The sequence below is a fragment of the Streptomyces sp. 71268 genome (assembly GCF_029392895.1).
GTDB lineage: Bacteria > Actinomycetota > Actinomycetes > Streptomycetales > Streptomycetaceae > Streptomyces.
Genome location: NZ_CP114200.1, coordinates 2,295,886 through 2,317,195, shown reverse-complemented (window position 1 = coordinate 2,317,195; position 21,310 = coordinate 2,295,886). Strand labels below are relative to the sequence as shown.

Genomic DNA, 21,310 nt, shown 5'->3' with positions numbered 1-21,310 from the left:
GTACGAACCGACAGAATCCGCGCGCGGAACGCGGAAACGGGGGGCCGCCGCCCGGTTCCGTGCCACCGACCCCTGCGAACGGGGCGCGCGGAGGCGCATACTGAGGCTAATGACAAAGCCTGTTGCTCCGAAGCGTCGTTTGCCTACCAGCCCCTTCAAAGCCCCGGTCGTCCCAGGGCCCAAGCACTTCGCCGTGGGTGACCAGGTCACCCACGACATGTACGGCCTCGGCCGCGTCATCGGCGTCGAGGAGGGGATCGCCGCGCTCGTGGACTTCGGTCCGGCGCAGATGCGCATCCTGAGCCCCTACGCCAAGATGACCAAGCTGTAGGACCCGCCGTGCCCGCCCGCGGCACGCCAGGCCCCACAGGGGGCCTGTAACCCATAGGGAGACCTCTCATCGAACCGACGCCGCTGTTCTCCGCTCCGGAAGGGCAGCCCCGCCGTTCCGTCACGGCATCGCCGTCCCCGGCGACCAACCCCTTCCAGGCCGCGGACTTCGGGGAGGACGACATCGCCCCGGCCCCGGCCCCGGACGTGCGGCGGCCCGCCACCGGTCCGCGCGCCGCGCGTTCCACCGCCGCCTAGTTCGGCACGAGCGACGGCGGCAGCGCCCGCCGGGCGCTGGCCGCCCCCGTCGCCGAACTCGACCGCCGCGGCCGGCACTCGCCGAGTGCCGGCCGAAAACGCGCCCGGCGACCGCCCCGGCCGCATCCGCGCGCATGGGGCGGGGGCGCACTCGTCTCACCCCGCCCAGCCCCGGTAGCCACCGGCTCCGGCGACCGGTTCGGCCCGCGTTCGCGCGCCGTGCTCCCTTGCCGCACCCGGGTGCCGCCTCCCCAGGAGTCCCCGCCCCGTCGTCCCCGCGCGTGCGGGGACGAGCGCCCGTGGCCTCGCCCCCGCGACGGGCCGGCCGCGTCTGACGTGGCCGGCCCGTCGCGCTGTGCTGACGCGGCCGGAACCCCCGTCCCGGTACGTCGATTGGCCCGCCCGTGGCGCGGTGCGCGAGCGCGGTGACGGCTGCGGGTCCGGCGGCCCGCCGCGCTCGCTCATGGCCCGCGTTCCGCGTCTGACTTGGAACGGAACGGTGACATTCGCAGTCAGTCCACTTTCCATACGTTGTGGTTATCTATCGCCATGCGTGCAGGTGTTCGCACGACGGGGGAGCCGCGGGGCGCGGCCGTTTGAGGGGAGACGACCGGGTGAACGTGCAGGGGATATCCGGGGCGCGACGGCGCCGGGGGCTGCTCGGGGTGCTGCTGGGGACGACGGTGCTGCTGGTGTCCGCGTGCGGTGGCGGCGACTCGGGTGACGACGACGGTGACAAGGGCAAGGGCAAGGGCGGCGACAACAAGGCGTCGCAGGCCGTGGTCTCCATCGCGCCCCGCGACGGCGCCGTCGACGTCGTTACCAGTGGTGTCCTGAAGGTCACCGCGGACAAGGGCAAGCTCAGCTCGGTCAAGGTGGCGGACAGTAAGGGCAACGTTGTCGCCGGCAAGATCACCGACAACGGGGCGAGCTGGCGGCCGACCGGCCACCTGGGCGCCTCCACCAAGTACACGGTGGACGCCGTCGCCAAGGACGGCGAGGGCCGCGAGTCGGCCAAGCACGCGACGTTCACCACCCTGGTCCCCAAGGACACCTTCGTCGGCCACTTCACCCCCGAGAACGGGGACACGGTCGGCGTCGGCATGCCGGTCTCGCTCAACTTCAGCCGCGCGATCACCAACCGGGCGGCCGTGGAGCGCGCCATCAGCGTCACCGCGCAGCCCTCCGTGCCGATCGAGGGCCACTGGTTCGGCAACCAGCGCCTCGACTTCCGCCCCGAGAAGTACTGGGCCGCGGGCACCAAGGTCACGCTCAACCTGCGGCTCGACGGCGTCGAGGGCACCCGCGGGGTCTACGGCACGCAGGCCAAGACCGTGCGGTTCACCGTGGGGCGCAGCCAGGTCAGCACCGTGGACGCGAAGACCAAGAAGATGACGGTCGAGCGGGACGGCAAGGTCATCAAGACCCTCCCGATCACCGCCGGAGCGCCGGGTACCGAGACGTACAACGGCACGATGGTGGTCAGCGAGAAGCACACCGTGACCCGGATGAACGGCGAGACGGTCGGCTTCGGGGGCGAGTACGACATCAAGGACGTGCCGCACGCGATGCGCCTGTCGACCTCGGGCACCTTCATCCACGGCAACTACTGGTCCGGCAGGCCGACCTTCGGTTCGGTCAACGCGAGCCACGGCTGCATCGGCCTCTTCGACCAGCGCGGCGGCGGTGACAGCTCCACGCCGGGCGCCTGGTTCTTCCGTAACTCGCAGGTCGGCGACGTGGTCGTGGTCAAGAACTCGCAGGACGAGACCATCAAGCCCGACAACGGCTTCAGCGGCTGGAACATGCCCTGGTCGGAGTGGACCGCCAAGCAGTGAGCACCCGTGGCCCCGCGCTCGGCCGCGGGGCCCGGCCGGCCACCCGCCTGTGATCTGTGTCGGGTGGCCTCCCGGCGCCCTGTTAGCGGACGCTAACCTGCGCTCATGACTGAGACTGTGCACCTTGAGGTCGCCGACGGCGTCGGCGTCATCCGCCTGGACCGCCCGCCGATGAACGCGCTGGACGTCGCCCTGCAGGACCGGCTGGGCGAGCTGGCCGCCGAGGTCTCCGGCCGCGCGGACGTGCGCTCGGTCGTCCTGTGGGGCGGCGAGAAGGTGTTCGCCGCGGGGGCGGACATCAAGGAGATGCAGGTGATGGATCACGCCGCGATGGTGGCGCGGGCCCGCGGCCTGCAGGACGCGTTCACGGCCGTGGCCCGCATCCCCAAGCCCGTGGTGGCCGCCGTGACCGGGTACGCGCTCGGCGGCGGCTGCGAACTCGCGCTCTGCGCCGACTACCGGATCGCCGCCGACAACGCCAAGCTGGGCCAGCCCGAGATCCTGCTCGGCGTGATCCCCGGCGCGGGCGGCACCCAGCGGCTGCCGCGGCTGATCGGCCCGTCCAAGGCCAAGGACCTGATCTTCACCGGCCGCATGGTCAAGGCCGACGAGGCGCTCTCCCTCGGCCTCGTCGACCGGGTCGTGCCCGCCGACGAGGTCTACGAGCAGGCGCACGCCTGGGCGGCGCGGCTCGCGCAGGGCCCGGCGATCGCGCTGCGCGCGGCCAAGGAGTCGGTGGACGCCGGCCTGGAGACCGACATCGACACCGGCCTGACCATCGAGCGCGGCTGGTTCGCCGGACTGTTCGCGACCGAGGACCGGGAGATCGGCATGCGCAGCTTCGTGGAGGAGGGCCCGGGCAAGGCCAAGTTCCGCTGATCCGGAGCGAGTTGTGCACGGGGCCCGCCGACGGTGGGCCCCGTGCCCCGTGCGGGCGAATCGAGGGCGCGGAAGCGCGCGGGGCCGCGCTGGCGCGCACGCGCCGTCGCACGCAACGTCATCACATGTGTGCGTGTCGTCACGGCAGGTCAAGTGGGCGATCGAACGGTTGTACCTGCCTTTGGCATATGTCGTGGCGGAGTTGTGTGGCGTTGCGTACGGGCGCGCCGAATCCCACGGTTCCGCCCCGAGCCGCCCGCTCGGCGGCCATGATGGGGGCATGGCGGGCTTGGAGGGAATGGACCAGTCGCGCCGGGACGCCGAATCCGCTCCCGCGCGCTGGGTGACGACCATTGACGATGAACTCGCCACGAAGGCGCTCGACCTCTACGGCAACCCCGCCGCGGCCGAGGTGCGCCTGCTCTCCCGCCCCGAGTCGGCCGCCGCCGCCCGCCGGCTGACGCAGAGCGTGGTGCTCCGCCAGTGGGGCCTCGGCCCCCAGATGGCCGAGCACGCGGTGCTGCTCGTCTCCGAACTCGTCGGCAACGCCGTGCGGCACACCGGCGCCCGGGCCTTCGGGCTGCGCCTGCTGCGCCGACGCGGCTGGATCAGGGTCGAGGTCCGTGACCCCTCGCGCGGGCTGCCGTGCCTGATGCCGGTGCACGAGCTGGACGTCAGCGGGCGCGGCCTCTTCCTCGTGGACAAGCTCTCCGACCGCTGGGGCGTGGACCTGCTGCCGTGCGGCAAGACGACGTGGTTCGAGATGCGCGTGCCCGAGCGGTGATTCCCCGCCTCGGCGGCGGGCGGACCCGGCGGGAGCGGCGCCGCCTCGGGCGGCAGCGAAGAGGCCCCCGCCGCGTCCTGGGACGGGCAGGGGCCTCTTCGTACCGCTGTCGCCACGGCGCGAGGGGGTGTGGCCGTGGCGTTGCTCGACGACCTGGCCCGGGTCAATGGGGGTCGCTGCTTCGACTATCGCAGACAGGGTGCGAGGCTTTCAAAGCGGCATGAGGATCTTAGCGGATCAAATGCGACATTTTAGATGTCAAATTAAGGTGAACTGCGCCACGTGCCTTGCAAGCAGCGGGTGAATGTCAAAAATATGAAGGAATACATGCGACCCTCAGACCCTTTCAAGGGTCTGGACAAGGCGTCGGGAACTTTCTTTGCCGGCCGTACGTCGGCTGTGCGGCTGGTCGTCTTGGCAGCGTCCCCGCGAACGTTCACGATGTGGGGAAGTGTCATGTCCCTGCCTTCCGTCGCACGCCATTCCCCCCGCACCGCGCGCCTTTCGCCCCACGTACGGACGCGCGCACCGCACGCCCGGCGGCCGAACCCGTGCCGACGGTGCCCCACCGAACCACGGACTCGGGAGACCCCATGGAAGACCACGCCCCCCACGCCTCCCGCCGCAACGTGTTGCGCGGCGCCCTGCTCGGTGCCACCGCCCTCGGGCTGGTGAGCGCCGCCGCCCCGCTGGCCGCGGCCAGACCGGACTGGCGGGCCGGTGACGTCGACTACCCGGGGGCCCGCTGGGCGCCCGCGAGCACCGAGAACTACACCGCCTCCAGCCGCCCCGACGCGTACCCGATCGACTTCGTCGTGGTCCACGTGACACAGGAGACGTTCAAGGACACCATCGACATCTTCCAGAACCCCGCCAAGCAGGTCTCGGCGCACTACGTGGTGCGCTCGGTGGACGGCCTCGTCGGGCAGTGCGTGCGGGAACGGGACATCGGCTGGCACGCGGGGAACTGGAACTACAACACGCGCAGCGTCGGCATCGAGCACGAGGGCTGGGTGGACAAGCCCGAGTACTTCACCGACGCGCTCTACCGGTCATCGGCAGCGCTGACCGCCTCGCTCTGCGACCGCTACGGGCTGCCGGTCGACCGCCAGCACATCATCGGGCACAACGAGGTGCCCGGCGCGACGCACACCGACCCCGGCCCGCACTGGGACTGGCCGCGCTACCTCAGGCTGGTCAAGGCGGCGCGGCAGCGCTGAGGTGTGCCGGTAGGCTACGGCGCCACGCCGAGAGGTCGCTAATGTGTGCTGGTCAAAAGCAACCACACGAAAAGGGGCGGCCCAGGTGGCGGACATCGAGGCGGCGCGCACGGCGTTTGAGCGGTACGACCTGGACAAGGACGGATACATCTCCGCGTCCGAGTACAAGAGCGTGATGGCCCAACTGGGGGACCCGTTCGTCACGGAGTCCGTCGCGGAGGCCATCATCAAGTCGGCCGACAACAACCAGGACGGCAAGCTCTCCTTCGACGAGTTCTGGGCCATCCAGAACCGCTGACGGCCTGTCGAACTGCCCGAAGCCCCCGCGGAACCGGCGCCCCGCGCGCCGCTCCCGGGGGCTTCCGGCATCCTGGGCCCGACGCGTCCGCGCCACCCCGTGGAGGAGCGCGGCGCGGCCGGACCCGGCGCGACGGGCTCAGCGGCCGCCGCGGCGCTGCGCGCTGGCGCGCCGACGCCGGTCGTTGCACAGCAGGCAGCGGCCCCACCCCGGCGGCAGCGGGTCGTCCTTGTCCCCGTACAGCGGGTCCGTGGCACCGCGCGGGTGCTCCGCGCAGCCCGTGGTGCCGTGCCCGGCCCCGAGCGCGCCGGCCGCGGCCAGCGCGCGCCGCAGCGCGTCCGTGAGCTGGTCGGTCTCCAACGCGGACGGCTCCGGCCCCAGCGAGAAGGCGATGTCCGATGCCGTGGTGAGCGCGCTCTGCAGCTCGCGCACATCTGCGTAACTCATGCGGGGAGCCTAAGCGCTCCCTCTGACAACGCTCCCGGGCATCACCCGTGACCTGGGCGTTCACCGTGGCTGGCCGGCTCACGGGCGGCCAGGCCGCCTGATCGCCGGGCTACTGGCTGTCGGGCTGCCGGGCTGCGCGCTGTCGCGCTGCCGGGCTGTCGGGCCGGCGGGCGAGGTCGGGGGTTAGGAGGTGGCCCAGTCGCGCAGGGCCGCCTCGCTCCCGAAGTCGGCCACGTCCTTGTCCAGCGGCCGGTCGGTGTACTGGTGGATGCGCCACTTGGCCTTGATGCGGGGCTTCCCGGCCGTCACGTAGTCGGCTATCCACAGGCCGTCGCCCGCGTACGAGGTGGTGTCGTGGTTGAGCCAGAACGTGCGGTTGCAGTACAGCAGCACCCGGTGGTCCGGGCGCAGTCGCTTGACCTCGCGGATGAACCTGTCCTTCTCGGCGTTGCTGGCGCGGGTGCCCTCGCTGGTGTTCTCCCAGTCGACGGCGAGCAGGTCGCCCTTCCTGGACGCGCACTTCTCGACGAAGTACTCGGCCTGGGCGGTGAGGTTGCCCGGCCACAGGAAGTGGTAGAAGCCGACGACGCAGCCGGCGTTACGGGCGCGGCTGGCCTGCGCCGACTGCTTGGGGTTGATGTAGGAGCGGCCCTCGGTCGCCTTGACGAAGACGAACGAGAGCCCCTCGGTGCTGAAATCGCTCGACTGGTGCGAGCTGACGTCGATTCCGCGCAGCATCGTGCTGCCTCCCGGGGTGATGGGGGGATAGGAGGGTGAGCGTGGTGGGGGGAGGGTGGGGGGTGGCTTGTTCTCCTTGTTCCCGGTAACGGACGGTACGGAACCGGTCACGGACGTCGAATGGTGGCGGTTGCCCGACGGGCGGGGTCAGTCGGTGGGAGCCGGCGGATACGCGCGGCGCGCCCGCTCCGCCAGTTGGCGCCCGTGCGCGGCCAGTCTGCCCCCGCGCGCCCAGGCCAACAGGAGCGTGTAGCGCGCCGCGTCGTCGTCCAGCGGGAGGAAGACCACGCCGGGCAGCGGCGCGGGGGCCGGGAAGGCGGGCACCGCCGCGCTGGCGGCGCGCACCATCGCCGCGGCCACGGCCCCGTCCGTGGCGCGGGACAGGCGCAGGTCGACACCGCTGTGTCCGGCGGCGCCCGACACTCGGCGGCGCAACGTGCCGTGGTGCGCGTCGACCAGGACGCGGGTGTGCGGCGCCAGGTCGCGCAGGGTCACCGAGCGCCGGCCGGCGAGTGGGTGCCCCTCGCCGAGGCCGACGAGCAGTCCCTCGTGGGCGATGACGGCGCTGTCGATGTCGGCGGGCGACGGGTCGTCCAGGCAGGGAAAGTGCCGTACGAGGGCGAGCTCCACCTTCTGGGCGCGCACCAGGTCCAGCAGCGCGGCGCTGGACTCCTCGGTGCGCACGTCGAGCGGGGCGCCGGGCAGCAGCGCGTACAGGGCGCCCACCAGGGCGGGCAGCGCGGGGTGGCCGACGGCGCCGACGCGCACCGTGTCGGCCGGGCCGCCCGGGCCCGGCCACGGGGCGGTGTGCTCGGCCGCGGCGTCCAGCAGCCAGTCGACCAGCGGGAGCAGCGTGTCGGCGCCGCTGAGCACGAGCCGCCCCGCCGCGGTCGGCGTCGTCCCGCGCGGGCCGCGGCAGAACAGCGTGACCCCGGCGCCGCGTTCGATGCGCTGGAGCCTGCGGCTGACGCTCGCCTGGTGGGTGCCGAGCGCGCGGGCCGCGCCGGCCAGGCTGCCCGCGCTGGCGATGGCGCGCAGGACGCGCAGGTCATGGATTTCCAGCGTCATGACCAACAGACGTGCCGGGGCGGCGTAAGGATGTGCCAGGCGCGGCGATCGGCGCGCGGTGGCCGATCGGTGTGGTGGGCACGGCGGCGCCGCGGCCGCTGGCCCCGCGCTCGCGCACCAACTCGTCGTGCGCCACGGCCAGGAGCCGCGCGAGCGGCGGCAGCAGGCCGGCCGCAGGGTTGCCGGGCAGCGTGGCGAGCCAGTGCCGCATGCGCGAGGGCAGGTCGATGACCCTGCGGTGGACGGTGCCCGGCGCGACCGGGCGGATCTGCTGGGTGAGGGCCACGCAGCCCTGGTGTCGGATGACGTCGCAGCGCGGGCCCGACACCGGCACGTCGTAGCTGATCCTCGGTACGAAGCCGAAGGGGCCGCACAGCCTGCGCAGCGCCTCCTGGCAGCCGTCCGGGCCGAGTACGGAGATCCACTCCTCGGAGGCGAGGTCGGCCATGCGCAGCGACGGGACGCGGGCCAGCGGGTGGTCCTCGGCCAGTGCGAGGAAGACGGCGGTCTCGGCCACCTGGGCCAGCACGAGCCCGTCGGTGGCCGGCTGTTCGACCTCGGTGCTCATGCTGAACAGCCCGATGTCCACCTCACCGGCGCGCAGCAGGGCGTTCAGCTCGGACGAGGAGTCGACGGTCACGATGCGCAGTCGCCCGTCGGGGCGCAGTTGCCACAGGCAGTTGAGCAGGGCCTCGGAGAGCGGGCCCGCGTCCCAGCCGACGCGCAGCGTGCGGCGCTGGTGTTGGCGGTGGGCGTGCAGTTGGGCGTCGAGTTCGTCGAAGCGCCGGACGATGTTCTCGGCGTGCCCGAGCACGCTCTCGCCGAGCGGGGTGAGCCGGACGCCGTAGGTGTCGCGCTGGAACAGGGCGCCGCCGAGCAGGCCCTCCAGACGGCGGACCTGTCGGCTGAGTGCGGGCTGTGGCAATCCGAGTTCGGCCGCCGCTTTGTTGAGGCTGCCCGCGGTCGCTACGGCACAGAGATTGCGCAAATGGCGAAGCTGCAACTCCATGGCCATGAAGATATGCCGCGCGAGTCCTGAACGCCAGAGTCAGGAAGGGCAATTCATGAACGCCGGACTTTCCTCTGTCGCGGCCTTCCCCGGTACGGCGCGAGGCGGGTGTTTGTGCCGTTTGCCCGCCGGTCACGCTCCGACCTGTGGCCCCATTGAGGATTTTGGTCCGTACCTTTTTGTGCTACGCGCGCAGCATTTATGGACGGGTCGAGGTATGCGCGTGGGGCATAGCCCGCTGACACTACCCGGGCATTCGGTGAAGCGTGAAGATCCTGCTGGCGGTCTCATCCCGGAACGGCCCCACCGTGGCCGTGCGCGGAGCAGGTCATACGAGTCGTTGGCGAGGTCGAGACATGTTCAACTCTGAACCACTTACCGAGCGGTGTGGCGCGCTGCTGCCGACCGTCTCGCACGTGTGTATCGGAGTCAGCCCCTTCAATAGCTATTTCAACACGGAGCGGCTGACGGCACTGGCGAAATGGGCGTTAACTCGCTTCGAACAGTGTCATTTCTTCATCCCGGACACGGTCACCGCGTACACCCTGGAGGCCCTCGGCTACTCCCCGGGCCGGGCCCGGCACAAGGCCAGCCGGCAGGGCCAGTACGCGCACAACAAGGTGGCCGCCGCGCTGCGCGCGCTTGACGTGCCGGAGCCGGAGCGGCTGATCCTGGGCATGGCGCGGCTGAGGGAGCACCCGCGCTACCGCGAGCTGGTCGAGGAGGCGGGCGCGCTCTTCGAGCGGAACGCCGCCTTCCGGGCGGCCTGCCTTGAGGCCACGCACTGGGTGCTCGACCGCAAACTGCCGCCCGGGGACACGCCCACCGACGAGCAGTCACTGCTCGCCGTGCGCTACTTCATCGCCGAACTCCCGCTGTTCGCCGACTCCGGCGGAATCTGCGGCGTCGGGGCCTCGCTGTTCGTCTACCACCAGCGGGTCGCGTTCCTGGAGAAGTTCTACGCCGGGCAACTGCCGTGGCACCCCGCCCCGGGACAGGGATTCCTCGTCGTACGGGAAAAGGACGACACCACACCGGACCTCTCTCTTATCGGAGTGGGCGGCTGATGGCCGCCGAAGCGGACCGGCTCGACGATTACGCGCTGACCCGCGTGCCGGCCGAGGCCCGGCATTCCTGGATATCCGTCGCGGTGCAGCGATTCGGTCAGGTTTCCTCGTTCCAACAGTTTCTGGTGGGCGCCGTACTCGGTTTCGGAATGGACTTCACCGATGCCGTCATCGCCATCACCGTCGGCTCGGTCCTGTTGGAGATCATCACGATTCTGCTCGGCATCGCCGGCGTACGCGAGGGATTGTCGGTCTCGTTGCTCGCCCGTTGGTCCGGATTCGGGCGCAAAGGCTCGGCTTTGGTGGGCCTGTTGATCGCGTTGAGCCTCGCCGGGTGGTTCGGTGTGCAGAACGGGGTCTTCGCCCAGGGAATGCACGATCTCGCCGGCGGAACTCCGGAATGGGCGTGGGCGCTGGTCGGCGGCGCGGTCATCACGGCCATCACGGTGTACGGGTTCACCGTGATGGCCTGGACGGCCTACCTGACCGTGCCCGCCTTCCTCGTCCTGGCCGGCTACTCGATCGTCGACGCGCTCGCCGAGCACTCCGTCGGCGACCTCGTGACCTCCGCGCCGGCCGGGCCGGCCATGTCGCTCGCGGAGGGCACCACGCTGGTCTCCGGCGCCTTCATCCTGGGCGCGCTCATGACGCCGGACATGACGCGGTTCAACCGGCGCCCGTCGGACGTCGTCAAGCAGACGCTGATCAGCGTGACGCTGGGGGAGTACCTGATCGGGCTCACCGCGGTGCTGCTCGCGCACGCCGCCAGGACCTCGGACATCGTCGGCATCATCACCTCGTCCTCCGGTGTCCTGGGCACGCTCGTGCTGGCCACCGCGATCCTGAAGATCAACGACTGGAACCTGTACTCGTCCTCGCTCGGCCTGGTGAACTCCATCGACGTGCTGTGCGGCCGACGGGTCGGCAGACGCGCCGTCACGCTCGTCATCGGGGCCGCCGGCACCGCCCTGTCCGCCGTCGGCATCGTGGACAACTTCACCGACTTCCTGGAAACCATCGGCGTCCTCGCGCCGCCGGTGGCCGGCGTCATCATCGCCGAGTACTTCGTCGTGCGTCGCTTCCGCGCCGAACTCGACCGGGCCCGCGAGAGCGGAACGCTGCCCGCCGGCGGGGCCGACTGGATGCCGCTCTCCCTGGTGTGCTGGGCGGCCGGCGCCCTGGTCGGCGAATACCTGGAGAGCGGAATTCCCGCCGTCAACGCGGTCGTCACCGCGCTGCTTCTGTACTCCGTCGTCGGAAAGCTCACCGCGCCCCGGCGCACGCCCCCCGTTGACCATTCCCCGCCCCCGCTGGCCGAGGTCAACACGACACAATCCGGAGGTTGATGTGCTGCCACTGATCACAAGAGAACAGCTCCGCAAGGAAATCGCGGCCAATGCGGTCGTTGTGATCGACACGATGCCCGCCGACTACTACGCGCGCGAACACCTGCCCGGCGCGGTGAACATCCCCGGATTCCCCTACGAGGAAGCCGCCCGATTCACCGAGGAACTCGCCCCGCGACTGCTTCCGGACCCCGGCGTACCGCTGGTCGTCTACTGCGCGAACGTGCCCTGCCGCAACAGCGAACTCGTGGGGGCCCGGCTCGTGGAGCTCGGCTACCCGAACGTGCGCAAGTACCGGGAGGGAATCGAGGACTGGGTCAGCGGCGAACTGCCGACGGAATCGGCCGCCGCCTGACCCCGTGCCCCGCGGCAGCGCGGCAAGCGCGGCAGCACGGGGGCGCCGCACCGCACCGGCGCCCCCGCCACGGCCGCGCCGCGACCGCACGATCCGCACCATCCGCGACCGCGACACCGCGGGGCAGCACGACGGGCGCCGCCGGCGCACCCCCACGCCCGGCCCGCCCGGCTCGTACGGCAACCACCCACCGCACCACAACGAGAGGAAGAGCCCCATGCTCCGTAAGTCAACCGTCATCGCGACGGCCGTGGCCGCGCTCCTGACGGGGGCCGCGCTGCCGGCCGCCGCGTCCCAGACCCCGCACGGCGCCGCACGGCAGGTCGCGGCGGAGCCCTCCGTCGTCGACGTGACGGCCGCCAACTACGAGCAGGTCATGCGGATGTCGGCCACCCGCCCGGTGGTGCTCAACTTCACCGCGTCCTGGTGCCACTGGTGCCAGAAGATGAAGCCCTACCTCCAGCAGTACAACACCGCGGACAACGGTTCCTGGGTGTGGGCCCGGGTGGACGCGGACGCCAATCGCGCGATCATGCAGAAGTACGGCGTGCGGGGCATCCCCACGCTGGTCAACGTCCAGAACGGCCAGGAGGCCGGCAGCCGCATGGTCGGCTACGACGGGCCGCAGGCCCTGCGCACCTGGCTGAACAACCTGTAACGGCGCCACGGGCCGGGCCGCCCCGCCGCGTGCGCCGGCGGCCCGGCACCCCGTGCGCACACCCCGGACGCTTCCCCCACCCCATGGCCTGAGACCGCCACCGAAGGCCCGACCGGGCCCGCGCCGTGCCGCACGGCCCGGCCCCCGACAGGTCCGGGCCCGCCCGCGCCCCCCACGCGGGCGGGCCCGGGCCCGCGACCGGGGCCCGGCGCCCGCCCCGACCGGCGCCGGGCCCCGTTCCCCACCCCCCGGAAAGCCCCCGCGCGACGAGAGGTTCCCCATGACGAAGAAGACGCTCCCACGGTTGGCGGTGACGGCGGCCGCCACCTGTGCCCTGGTGCTGCCGCTGATCGGACCGGCACCCGCCGCCAGCGCCGGTACGCCCGCGCGCGCCGACGACACCGGCGTGTACGTGGTGCACCTCCTGCGCACCGACCCGACACCCGAGGCGGTCCGCGCGGCGGCCGAGCGGCTCGTCGCCGACGCCGGCGGCCAACTGCGCCGCACGTACCACGCCGCGCTCCAGGGCTTCTCGGTCACCCTGACCGAGGCTCAGGTGGGCGCGTACCTCAAGGACACCCGCGTCGGTTCGGTCACCCGCGACCGCGCCTACCGCGTCGCCGGCGCCCTCGACGGCCGCCCGCACCGTGGCCGGGTCGCGCCCTGGGGCCTGGACCGCCTGGACCAGCGCGACCTGCCGCTGGACGGCACGTACACCGCCCCCAACAGCGCGCCGAACGTGCCCGTGTACGTCGTGGACACCGGCGTGCGCGGCAGTCACGAGGAGTTGCGCGGCCGGGTCACCGCCGCCTACGACGCGATCCGGGACCGCGCCGGCGGATGGGCCACCGACTGCCACGGTCACGGCACCGCCACCGCGTCGCTGGTCGCGGGCGCGCGCAGCGGGGTGGCGAAGCAGGCCCGGATCGCGTCCGTGCGCGCGCTGGGCTGCGACGGCACGGGGCGCCTGGAGCACCTGGTCTCGGCCGTCGACTGGATCAGCGCGCACGCCCCGAAACCCGCGCTGGCCAGCCTCGGGTTCTCCGGCGATCCCGGCTCCGTACTCGACCTCCAGCTCTACGAGATGGCGGCCCAGGGCATCGCCTACACCGCGCCCGCCGGCAACGGCGACGCGGACGGCCAGCCGATCGACGCCTGCGACGCGACGCCGGGCCGCCAGACCACCGCGCTCACGGTCTCCGCCACCGACCAGGCCGACCGCCGGATGGCCGCCGCCAACACCGGCTCCTGCGTGCACCTGTTCGCGCCCGGCGCCGGCATACCCGTCGCCAGCGGCCTCGGCGACCGGTACTACACCCGGCTCAGCGGCACCTCGGCCAGCGCGGCCCAGGTCGCCGGCGTCGCGGCCACCTACCTCCACGACCACCCCGACACCTCGGCCACCGACCTGGACGCGGCGCTGACCCGCGCGGCGACCCCGGACCGCGTCCAGGACCCGGGCGCCGACACCCGGAACCTGCTGGCCTACGTCGGGCCCCCCGACGCCGCGACCGGCCGAGGTCCCGCGCCCGCCGACCGCGCGGCCGCGACCGGGGCCCGGACGGGGCAGCGGTGATGGGCGGCCCCGTGCGGGACACGATCGTCATCGGCTCGGGCCCGGCCGGCTACACCGCCGCCCTCTACACCGCGCGCGCCAGCCTGCGTCCGCTGGTCTTCTGCGGCGCGCTCTACGTCGGCGGCGCCCTGATGACCACCACCGAGGTGGAGAACTACCCCGGCTTCCCGGCGGGCGTGCAGGGCCCCGACCTGATGGCCGACATGCGCGCCCAGGCCGCGCGGTTCGGGGCCGAACTCGTGGACCGGGAGGTGGTCTCCGTCGACCTCGCCGGCCCCGTCAAGGAGGTCACCGACGACCGGGGCGCCACCCACCGCGCCCGCACCGTGATCGTCGCCACCGGCTCCGGCTACCGCAAGCTCGGCCTGCCGGACGAGGAGCGGCTCGCGGGCCGGGGCGTGTCCTGGTGCGCGACCTGCGACGGGTTCTTCTTCAAGGGGCAGGACCTCGCGGTGGTCGGCGGCGGCGACACCGCCCTCGAGGAGGCCACCTTCCTCACCCGCTACGCCCGCTCGGTGACGGTCGTACACCGCCGGCGGACGCTGCGCGCCTCCAAGGTGATGCAGGCCAGGGCGTTCGCCGACGACAAGATCAGCTTCGCGTACGACAGCGAGGTGGTCGCCCTGCACGGCGACGCGCGGCTGAGCGCCGTGACCCTGCGCGACCGGCCCACCGGCGCCACCCGACAGCTCGCGGTGACCGGCCTCTTCGTCGCGATCGGCCACGATCCGCGCAGCGACCTGTTCGCCGGCCAACTCGACCGTGACGCGGCCGGCTACCTGCGCGTCCTGGCACCCGCCACGCACACCAACGTGCCCGGCGTCTTCGCCGCGGGCGACGTGGTCGACCACACCTACCGGCAGGCCGTCACCGCCGCCGGCACCGGCTGCGCCGCGGCCCTGGACGCCGAGCGCTACCTGGCCTCGCTCGCGGACGTGCGGCGCGCGGGCGAGGAGGCGCGGGCGAGTCGAGCCGACCGGGAGGCGCCCACCGCGCCACAACGGGCGGCCTCCTAGCGGCGGCGCCACGACCGGGCCCCGGCCCCGGCCTCGACACGGGGCCGGGGCATCGGGTTGTCGGGGCGCCAGTACGCCGGTACGGGGCCGCGCCGGACCGCACGCGGGCGCGCGGGGGGCGTGGCGGGCGCTCCGTACGCCGACGGGCCCCGTACGCCGACGGGCCCCATACGCCGGCAGCGGCTCCGTACGCCGACGTGGGCCCCGTACCGACGTGGGCCCCGTACCGACGTGAGCCCCGTACCGACGTGGCCCCGTGCGCCGACGCCGGCACCGTCTCCGTACGTGGGACGGGGCGCGGACGGTGCGGAGTCGGCCGACGGTGGGCCGGGGTGTGTGACGGTCGCCGTCGAGAGTCTGGGCTTCGGGAATCCGGTCGGCCATACTCAGCCGAATGGACCTGGAGGTGCGGCACCTGCGGTTCGTCGCGGCGATCGAGGCGGCGGGCAGCGTCACCAAGGCGGCGGCGAGCCTGGGCGTGTCGCAACCGGCGCTGACGGCGCAGGTGCGACGGATCGAACGCGCCGTCGGCGGCACCCTCTTCGACCGTGGCCGGCACGGCGCGCGCCCCACGCCGCTCGGCGACGTACTGCTGCCGCACGTGCGCGACGTGCTCGGCGCGCTGGAGGAACTGGAGCGCGCCGTACGGCACTTCCGCAACCGCGCCGGCTCGCGCACGCTGCGGCTCGCCGTCCGCCAGACGCCGCTGGCCGCCCGGCTCGGCGACGTCGTCGGCGCGGTGTGCCCCGAAGACGTGGTGGACCTGGCGGTGGTGGACCGGCAGGCGACGGTGCTCGCCGCGCTCGCCGACGGCACCGTGGACCTTGCCCTGCACGTGGACTTCCCCGGCCGGGAGCCCGTCCTGCCGGCCGGTGTCGAGCGCACCGTCGTCGGCTCCGAACCCATGTTTGTCATGCTCGCGACCGATCACTCGTTGGCCGGCCGGGACGAGGTGGAGCTGTCCGAACTGGCCGGCTCCACCTGGCTGCTCGCGGTCAACGGCGACGATGAGTTTGACCGACACCTGGCGGACCAGTGCGAGCTGGCCGGCATCGGGCCCATCACCGTGCGGGCGTACGAGCCGCTGGTCATCAGCCAGTTGCTGCGGCGCGGCGACCCCGTCGCCGTGCCCGCGCAGGCCCTCGACACCGGCCTGCCGCTGATCGGCACGGTGCTCGCGGTCCGTGGGGCGCCGGTGCGGGTGCGGCACGTCCTGCTGTGGTCGAAGGACGGGCCGATCGACGCCGCCGTGGCCGGCCGCGTCCGCGACGGCCTCGCCGCCGCCTACCGCTCCATGGTCGGCCCCATGGGCCGCGTCCCCGGCTGGTGGGACCGGAACCCGGGCTGGCTCGGCTCGCCCGAACCGGCCCCGGCACCCGACCACCGGGCCCCGGACACGGCCCCCGACCACCCGGCCCCGGGCACGGCCCCCGACCCGCCACCGGCGGCGGACCACCCCGCGCCGGCCCCGGCCCCCGGGACCGCCCGCGCGGGCCACCCGCCCGTGCCCTACGCCCCCGGCGCGTACTCCGCCACCATCCGCGGGGGCGTCGTCCCCCACTCCGGGTGGCGCTCCAGCCACGCCTGATACACCGGCGTCCGCTCGACGATCTCGTGCTGCGCCCGCACCAGCTCCCGCCACACCCCCTCGACCAGGGACTCGCTCAGCGGCCCGTCGGCGTGCCAGAACAGACTGGTGCGCTGCCGCAGCGGGGAGCCGCGCAGCGGCACCATGGTCAGCCCCGTGCGCGGCCGGTTGCCCGGCATCATGGGCAGCACCGCCTGGGCGAGTTCGGCGAGCTGGAAGGCCGAGGTGTAGTCGGCCTGCCGCACGCACGGCGTGAACCCGGCCTCCCGGCAGCGCTGGTCCAGGTGGCGCACGCCCTCGCTGCGCGGGCCGTCGGCCACGCACCAGGTCTCGTCGGCCAGTTCGGCCAACTCGATCTCCACCTCGCCGGCCAGCCGGTGCCCACTGGCCACGGCGACGAACAACGGCTCGACGGAGACCACGGCGCACTCGATGCCCGTCCCTGCGGGCGCCCGCGGCCCCGGGTTGCCCGCGATCAGGGCCGCCTCGACGCGCCGGTCGGCCAACAGGGCCAGTTGCACCGCCGGGTCGTTCCCCGTGCGCGTCTCGACCGAGGTGCCGAGCACCTGCGGCGCCACCACCGTCAGATGCGCCACCAACAGCCCCGGCGTGCAGCCGAACCGCACCGACGACGGCAGGGTGCCCGCCTGGTGCCGGGCGGTGGCGGCGGCCAGCCGGTCCATCGCGGTGAGCACCGTCCCCGCGTGCGCGGCGAGCAACTCGCCGAGCGGGGTGGGCACCGCGCCGTGCGCGTCGCGGCGGAACAGGGGCGCGCCGGTGATCCGCTCCGCGCGCCGCAGGGCCTCGGTCACCGAAGGCTGGGTCATGCCCAGTTCGGCCGCCGCGGCCGTCAGGGTCCCGTGGTCCGCGATGGCCCGCACCACCCGCAAGTGCCGGAACTCCAGTTCCATGGGCGGACTCTATGCAACCGGGCATCGTTACGGAAGTTCACGGTCCGCACCGAGTGACGCCACGCCCCGTCCCCCGCCCGGCCTCCCGGGGCGGTCATCGCCGGCTCGGCGACGACCGCCCCGGGTTCAGCGCGACACGCGCGGGCCGGCGGCGAGCGGGACGCCGGTGCGCAGGCTCTGCAAGACGGACGGCAGCGAGTCCCGGCTGCGCGCGGCCTCCAGCGGAATGACCGGTTCGCGCACCGGCTGCCCACCGGGCGGCGCGTACCCCGCGAGCCCCGCCGCGCCCCACACGTACGGGTCCGCCTGCGCGCTGCCGTACGCCGACCAGGCCAGTCGGCTCTGGCCGGTCCTGTCCGCCGTGTCGGAGTCGTAGACCAGCACGTTGGCCGTCAGGGCCGCCGGGTCCACGGGGGCGGGCAGCAGCCGCAACGGGATCCTCACCTCGACGGTGTAGCCGCTGTACGGCCCCTGGCTGACCCGGGCCGCCCACTCCATCCCGGGGGCCGTCGTCGCGGCCGGCCCCTGGTGCTGGTCGGCGTCCCGGGCCGCGCACGCGCCGCCGTCGGCGGTGAAGGGCAGCACCGCGGCCTTGAACGTGGTCGAGGTGTCGTCGGAGGCACCCCGCGGGTCGAGCGCGAACTCCACCGCGTCGGTACGCCAGTGCCGCTTGCAGTCGCTCGCCTCCAACGCGGCGCCCCGTACGTCGTCGGCGACCCGCACCGTGGCGTACAGGTCGTCCCCGTGCCGTACGAACCGGGCCGAGGCCGCGCAGTCAGCGGCCGCGCACCGCTCGCCCTGCCAGTGCGTGAGCGACAACTCCTCGCCGGCCCCGTACTCGCCGGGCCCGGCGGCGCCGTCCACGGTGGGAGGGGTGGCCACGGCCGGGACCGTGGTGGCGGGGGCGGCCGGGTAGGCCGGCTGCGCCCCGTTGGCCAGCCACGGCATGCCGACCCGCTCGGCCCACGCGCGGAACTCGGCGAACACCGGGCGCAGGTCCCGCTGCGGGCGCACCGGCGCGCGCACCGGCTCACCGTCCTCGGCCAGGACCGAGAACCAGTCACAGCCCAGCTTCTCGCGCGGGGTGGTGATCTTCTCGGGCAGCGCGCCGAAGCCCTGCGAGACGTACTCGCGCGCGGCCGTGCGCTCCTGCTGCGCCCAGGTGGTGCGGTGCCGCGAGGACCACGCGCCCTCCCACACGCCCTGCTGTGGCAGCCCCGTCGCCGGGTCGCGCGGCTCGGTCGTGGCGCAGGCGGGCCCGGTGGGCCCCCGCAGTCGCCAGTTCTGCGCGAGCAGTCGCGACGGCTGCCAGGGGCGGTACCCCTCGCGGGTGATCTGGTGCGGGAAGGCCGTGGGGTCGGCGGCGAGCTGGAACGCCTCGACGGCCAGCCGGCCGGCGAGTTGGTGGGCGCCGTGCTGGTCGAAGGGGCGCGGGTCCATCGTCACGATGGTCCGCGGGGTAGTGGCGCGCACCAGTCGCACCAGCCGCTCCAACGTGTCCGCCGCGCGGGGCGGCCCGTCCCAGACGCGGGCGGTGAGCGGCGCCGAGAGAGTGTACCAGAAGTCCGGCTTGTCCAGGTAGAACACGTCGCGCAGGCCCGCGTGGCGCACCGCATCGCGCTCCTCGCGCTCCCGCAGCAGCCCGAGCGGGGCGCCCTCCTGCGGCCCGGCGGCGTTGCCGCCGCCCTCGCCGCGGGTGATCGTCACGACGCCGGTGGACAGCCCGTCCCGCTCGCGCCACTGCCCGAAGGTGGACAGCGACGCGTACTCGTCGTCCGGGTGGGCCCCGATGAACAGCACGTCGTGGTGGGCCCGCCCGGAGCGGCCCCGCTCCGTGCCCCGCCCCGTACCCCGTACCGCGTTCGGCCCCGTGCGCGGCTCCGTCCGTGGTCCGGTGCGCGGCTCCGTGCCGGTCGTGCCGATGGCCGCCGTGCCGCCGGCCGCCGGGTGCGTGGCGTCCGGGCCGGTGGCCGACGCGGGCGCGGAGCCGAGCACGCACGTCGCGACGAGACCCAGCGCGACGACGGCCAGCGCGCCCCGGGCCCCGCGCCGGCGCGGTCGGCCGGAGCGGCGCGGCGCGGGCCGGGTGGCGCCGGTGCCCGTGGGCGGCGGTTCCTGGCGTGGTACGGGGGCGGCTACGTCAGACGGCACGAGGCGACTCCTTCACCCGGTCCTGCACCCAGCTCGGCTCAACGGTCCATCTCTGCCCAGGAGCGGGGGCATCCCGAACACGTCCGATCGGGTCCGGTCGCCGCCAGCCCCGTCTCGTCGCCTGGCCGGCGTCCTCCGTTCCCGCCGTGCTCCGTTCAGCCGAGCAGATGCAGGTTGGGCGCCATCGCGGCCGGCCCGTACTCGGCCAGCTCCAGGACCGTGACGCCCGCCGCCGCCAGCGGCCCCGCCCCGTCCGCCCCGTCCGGCGCGGGCGTGCGCCGGGCCGTGACCACGCGCCCGATGCCGGCCGCCGTGAGGAGCCCCGCGCACGACCGGGGCCGGGAGGTCCGGTGGGCGCAGGGCTCCAGGGAGACGTAGAGCGTGGCCGTCGCCACCTGCGGATCGTCCGCGTCGAGCTTGCGCAACGCGCCTTCCTCGGCGTGGTCGTTCGGGTCCAGCTCCCGCGCGTACCCGCGCGCCAGCTCGGTGCCGTCGGCGGCGACGATGACCGCCCCGACACTGTACGCCGTCGCCGAGCGCGGACTCGCCCGCGCCAGTCGGCAGGCGAGCGCGAGCCAGGCCCGGTCCGCGGTGGTGACGGCGCCGCCGGGCCCCGGGGCCCCGAAGGCGTGTGAGGACGCGCCGCTGCTCGTCATGGGCCCTCCGTTGGAATCACTCAGGGCGTGCCTGTGGGAGGACGCCAGCACCGATTCGCCGTGCCTCCAGCAACCGCATGCGACGGGAGGGGCCGCCCGGGTGACGGCCACGAACGAGCATACGGGCCGCCCCCCGCGGGCTCACCAGCAACGGCACGACATTCAGGGGGAGTTCACGGGTCACGATCCGGTCGGGCCGGGGGAGCTGGGGGTCCGCCGGCCGCCCGGTGCGGGCGCGCGGACCGCGCCGCTGGTAGCGCGGCGCGACAGGGGCCGGCGGGCGTCGGTCGTGCCGCCGAGTACGGTGATCGGCACGCCGCTGACGTGCGGTTCCACGGGGGAGGGGGCGGACGATGCCGGGGTGGGTGCCGCTGACGACGCTTGTCGTGGCCCTGACGTTGGCCACCTGTCTGTGCGCGTCGATCAGCACGCGCGCGAGGATCGGGTCGCTGTGGACGCACCACGCGCGGTGGTGGGGCGACGGAGCGCTGCTGTGCGCGCTGCTCGCCAGCCTCGCGTACGGCTACGGCATCTACGAGGCCACCGCCATCGACAGCGACGCCCGCGTGGTGTGCGCGGCGGAACGCTCGGCCAGCGGCGGCGTGCCCGAGGGCGCGGCGGTGCTCTCGCGCGAGGTGGCGCCGTTCCCGTTGCGGGCCCAGTGCCGGTGGACCGACGGCACGTTCGACGCCGTGCCGGGCTGGGTCAACCCGAGCGTGTACGTCGCCCTCGCCGGCGCCACGCTGTGCGCCGGCACCGTGCTGGTCCGCCACGAGCTGGCGCAGCACCGGGCGGTACGCGCCGCGCGGGCGGCGGAGGAGGCGGCGGAGACAGCGGGCGCGGAGGCAGGGCGGGCTGCGGCGGGGGAGGCGGCAGGGGAGGCGGCGGGAACGGAGCGGGCCGGTGCGTGATGAGCGGTGCCGGGGCCCGCGCCCTTCGTGGCGCCCCGTCAGCGGGCAGCGCTGGCGGAGTGTTCCGCGCGCCCCCGTACGCCTCGGAGCGCACGCCACCGCTCCTCGGACGCGAGAGAGCCGCCCCCGTCCGGCTGACGGGGGCGGCTCCGCACGCATGACACGGCACGCTCGGCCGGGCGGGGCGAGGGCGCTACCCGCTCCCT

The 21,310-nt window shown here is 73.8% G+C and carries 20 protein-coding genes and 1 pseudogene; 14 read left to right on the top strand and 7 right to left on the bottom strand.

Annotated features, from left to right (window positions below; genetic code table 11):
- Positions 1 to 109: 109 nt before the first annotated feature.
- The 6 genes from OYE22_RS08480 (at position 110) to OYE22_RS08455 (ending at position 5,607) form a co-directional block, all read left to right on the top strand.
- Positions 110 to 331, top strand: coding sequence for a hypothetical protein (locus tag OYE22_RS08480; protein WP_277319831.1), 222 nt, complete (start codon positions 110 to 112; stop codon positions 329 to 331).
- An 871-nt stretch (positions 332 to 1,202) separates the two neighbouring features.
- The gene (locus OYE22_RS08475; RefSeq protein WP_277319830.1) at positions 1,203 to 2,426 is read left to right on the top strand and encodes an Ig-like domain-containing protein; all 1,224 of its coding nucleotides are present in this window, start codon (positions 1,203 to 1,205) and stop codon (positions 2,424 to 2,426) included.
- Between the two features lie 105 nt (positions 2,427 to 2,531).
- Positions 2,532 to 3,305: an enoyl-CoA hydratase-related protein gene (locus OYE22_RS08470; RefSeq protein ID WP_277319829.1), complete on the top strand. Its 774-nt coding sequence runs from the start codon at positions 2,532 to 2,534 to the stop codon at positions 3,303 to 3,305.
- A 280-nt stretch (positions 3,306 to 3,585) separates the two neighbouring features.
- A complete protein-coding gene (locus OYE22_RS08465) occupies positions 3,586 to 4,089 on the top strand; it encodes an ATP-binding protein (RefSeq protein WP_277319828.1) in 504 nt (167 codons plus the stop codon).
- A gap of 593 nt (positions 4,090 to 4,682) precedes the next feature.
- Positions 4,683 to 5,309, top strand: coding sequence for a peptidoglycan recognition family protein (locus OYE22_RS08460; RefSeq protein WP_277319827.1), 627 nt, complete (start codon positions 4,683 to 4,685; stop codon positions 5,307 to 5,309).
- A gap of 85 nt (positions 5,310 to 5,394) precedes the next feature.
- Positions 5,395 to 5,607 carry an EF-hand domain-containing protein gene (locus OYE22_RS08455; protein WP_277319826.1) on the top strand — a complete coding sequence of 71 codons (213 nt, stop codon included), beginning with the start codon at positions 5,395 to 5,397 and terminating at the stop codon, positions 5,605 to 5,607.
- A gap of 138 nt (positions 5,608 to 5,745) precedes the next feature.
- Here the strand turns inward: OYE22_RS08455 and OYE22_RS08450 are convergent, their stop codons facing one another.
- The 4 genes from OYE22_RS08450 to OYE22_RS08435 all read right to left on the bottom strand — a co-directional run bounded on the left by OYE22_RS08450 (position 5,746) and on the right by OYE22_RS08435 (position 8,869).
- Positions 5,746 to 6,054 (bottom strand): hypothetical protein, encoded by a 309-nt coding sequence (locus OYE22_RS08450; protein ID WP_277319825.1) that lies wholly within the window; start codon positions 6,052 to 6,054, stop codon positions 5,746 to 5,748.
- Between the two features lie 183 nt (positions 6,055 to 6,237).
- Positions 6,238 to 6,792: a glycoside hydrolase family 25 protein gene (locus tag OYE22_RS08445; RefSeq protein ID WP_277319824.1), complete on the bottom strand. Its 555-nt coding sequence runs from the start codon at positions 6,790 to 6,792 to the stop codon at positions 6,238 to 6,240.
- 147 nt (positions 6,793 to 6,939) lie between these two features.
- Positions 6,940 to 7,860 (bottom strand): LysR family transcriptional regulator, encoded by a 921-nt coding sequence (locus tag OYE22_RS08440; RefSeq protein WP_277319823.1) that lies wholly within the window; start codon positions 7,858 to 7,860, stop codon positions 6,940 to 6,942.
- Positions 7,841 to 8,869 carry a LysR family transcriptional regulator gene (locus OYE22_RS08435; RefSeq protein WP_277319822.1) on the bottom strand — a complete coding sequence of 343 codons (1,029 nt, stop codon included), beginning with the start codon at positions 8,867 to 8,869 and terminating at the stop codon, positions 7,841 to 7,843. Before OYE22_RS08435 ends, OYE22_RS08440 begins: the two co-directional genes overlap by 20 nt.
- A 356-nt stretch (positions 8,870 to 9,225) precedes the next feature.
- Here OYE22_RS08435 and OYE22_RS08430 point away from each other — a divergent pair, with 356 nt between their 5' ends.
- The 7 genes from OYE22_RS08430 (at position 9,226) to OYE22_RS08400 (ending at position 16,475) form a co-directional block, all read left to right on the top strand.
- Positions 9,226 to 9,936: a tRNA-dependent cyclodipeptide synthase gene (locus OYE22_RS08430; RefSeq protein ID WP_277319821.1), complete on the top strand. Its 711-nt coding sequence runs from the start codon at positions 9,226 to 9,228 to the stop codon at positions 9,934 to 9,936.
- On the top strand, positions 9,936 to 11,282 hold the full coding sequence (locus OYE22_RS08425; protein WP_277319820.1) for a cytosine permease: 1,347 nt from the start codon (positions 9,936 to 9,938) through the stop codon (positions 11,280 to 11,282). The genes OYE22_RS08430 and OYE22_RS08425 overlap by 1 nt, the downstream gene beginning before the upstream one ends.
- A gap of 1 nt (position 11,283) precedes the next feature.
- Entirely contained in the window at positions 11,284 to 11,637 is a 354-nt protein-coding gene (locus OYE22_RS08420; RefSeq protein ID WP_277319819.1) for a rhodanese-like domain-containing protein, read from the top strand.
- Between the two features lie 217 nt (positions 11,638 to 11,854).
- Complete coding sequence (locus OYE22_RS08415; protein ID WP_277319818.1) at positions 11,855 to 12,295, top strand: thioredoxin family protein; 441 nt, start codon at positions 11,855 to 11,857, stop codon at positions 12,293 to 12,295.
- Between the two features lie 280 nt (positions 12,296 to 12,575).
- Positions 12,576 to 13,871: a S8 family peptidase gene (locus OYE22_RS08410; protein ID WP_277319817.1), complete on the top strand. Its 1,296-nt coding sequence runs from the start codon at positions 12,576 to 12,578 to the stop codon at positions 13,869 to 13,871.
- Complete coding sequence (trxB, locus tag OYE22_RS08405; protein ID WP_277319816.1) at positions 13,871 to 14,887, top strand: thioredoxin-disulfide reductase; 1,017 nt, start codon at positions 13,871 to 13,873, stop codon at positions 14,885 to 14,887. The genes OYE22_RS08410 and trxB overlap by 1 nt, the downstream gene beginning before the upstream one ends.
- Positions 14,888 to 15,281: 394 nt before the next feature.
- Positions 15,282 to 16,475, top strand: coding sequence for a LysR family transcriptional regulator (locus tag OYE22_RS08400; RefSeq protein WP_277319815.1), 1,194 nt, complete (start codon positions 15,282 to 15,284; stop codon positions 16,473 to 16,475).
- Here OYE22_RS08400 and OYE22_RS08395 read toward each other — a convergent pair.
- From OYE22_RS08395 to OYE22_RS08385, 3 genes and pseudogenes are all read right to left on the bottom strand, one after another.
- A complete protein-coding gene (locus OYE22_RS08395; protein ID WP_277319814.1) occupies positions 16,397 to 17,386 on the bottom strand; it encodes a LysR family transcriptional regulator in 990 nt (329 codons plus the stop codon). The genes OYE22_RS08400 and OYE22_RS08395 overlap by 79 nt on opposite strands.
- 126 nt (positions 17,387 to 17,512) lie before the next feature.
- On the bottom strand, positions 17,513 to 19,537 hold the full coding sequence (locus OYE22_RS08390) for a sugar-binding protein (RefSeq protein ID WP_277319813.1): 2,025 nt from the start codon (positions 19,535 to 19,537) through the stop codon (positions 17,513 to 17,515).
- Between the two features lie 155 nt (positions 19,538 to 19,692).
- A pseudogene (locus OYE22_RS08385) lies at positions 19,693 to 20,157 on the bottom strand (deaminase); the annotation flags it as partial.
- Positions 20,158 to 20,546: 389 nt separating this feature from the next.
- Here OYE22_RS08385 and OYE22_RS08380 point away from each other — a divergent pair.
- Positions 20,547 to 21,104, top strand: a complete 558-nt coding sequence (locus tag OYE22_RS08380) for a hypothetical protein (RefSeq protein WP_277319812.1) — start codon at positions 20,547 to 20,549, stop codon at positions 21,102 to 21,104.
- Positions 21,105 to 21,310: the final 206 nt, after the last annotated feature.

Bases quoted from the DNA above. Each gene is read 5' to 3' on its own strand.
- OYE22_RS08410 (WP_277319817.1), top strand. From the start codon at position 12,576: ATGACGAAGAAGACGCTCCCACGGTTGGCGGTGACGGCGGCCGCCACC.
- OYE22_RS08440 (WP_277319823.1), bottom strand. From the start codon at position 7,860: ATGACGCTGGAAATCCATGACCTGCGCGTCCTGCGCGCCATCGCCAGC.
- OYE22_RS08480 (WP_277319831.1), top strand. From the start codon at position 110: ATGACAAAGCCTGTTGCTCCGAAGCGTCGTTTGCCTACCAGCCCCTTC.
- trxB (WP_277319816.1), top strand. From the start codon at position 13,871: ATGGGCGGCCCCGTGCGGGACACGATCGTCATCGGCTCGGGCCCGGCC.
- OYE22_RS08435 (WP_277319822.1), bottom strand. From the start codon at position 8,869: ATGGAGTTGCAGCTTCGCCATTTGCGCAATCTCTGTGCCGTAGCGACC.
- OYE22_RS08460 (WP_277319827.1), top strand. From the start codon at position 4,683: ATGGAAGACCACGCCCCCCACGCCTCCCGCCGCAACGTGTTGCGCGGC.
- OYE22_RS08400 (WP_277319815.1), top strand. From the start codon at position 15,282: ATGGACCTGGAGGTGCGGCACCTGCGGTTCGTCGCGGCGATCGAGGCG.
- OYE22_RS08425 (WP_277319820.1), top strand. From the start codon at position 9,936: ATGGCCGCCGAAGCGGACCGGCTCGACGATTACGCGCTGACCCGCGTG.
- OYE22_RS08450 (WP_277319825.1), bottom strand. From the start codon at position 6,054: ATGAGTTACGCAGATGTGCGCGAGCTGCAGAGCGCGCTCACCACGGCA.
- OYE22_RS08465 (WP_277319828.1), top strand. From the start codon at position 3,586: ATGGCGGGCTTGGAGGGAATGGACCAGTCGCGCCGGGACGCCGAATCC.
- OYE22_RS08395 (WP_277319814.1), bottom strand. From the start codon at position 17,386: ATGGAACTGGAGTTCCGGCACTTGCGGGTGGTGCGGGCCATCGCGGAC.
- OYE22_RS08430 (WP_277319821.1), top strand. From the start codon at position 9,226: ATGTTCAACTCTGAACCACTTACCGAGCGGTGTGGCGCGCTGCTGCCG.
- OYE22_RS08415 (WP_277319818.1), top strand. From the start codon at position 11,855: ATGCTCCGTAAGTCAACCGTCATCGCGACGGCCGTGGCCGCGCTCCTG.
- OYE22_RS08470 (WP_277319829.1), top strand. From the start codon at position 2,532: ATGACTGAGACTGTGCACCTTGAGGTCGCCGACGGCGTCGGCGTCATC.
- OYE22_RS08445 (WP_277319824.1), bottom strand. From the start codon at position 6,792: ATGCTGCGCGGAATCGACGTCAGCTCGCACCAGTCGAGCGATTTCAGC.
- OYE22_RS08380 (WP_277319812.1), top strand. From the start codon at position 20,547: ATGCCGGGGTGGGTGCCGCTGACGACGCTTGTCGTGGCCCTGACGTTG.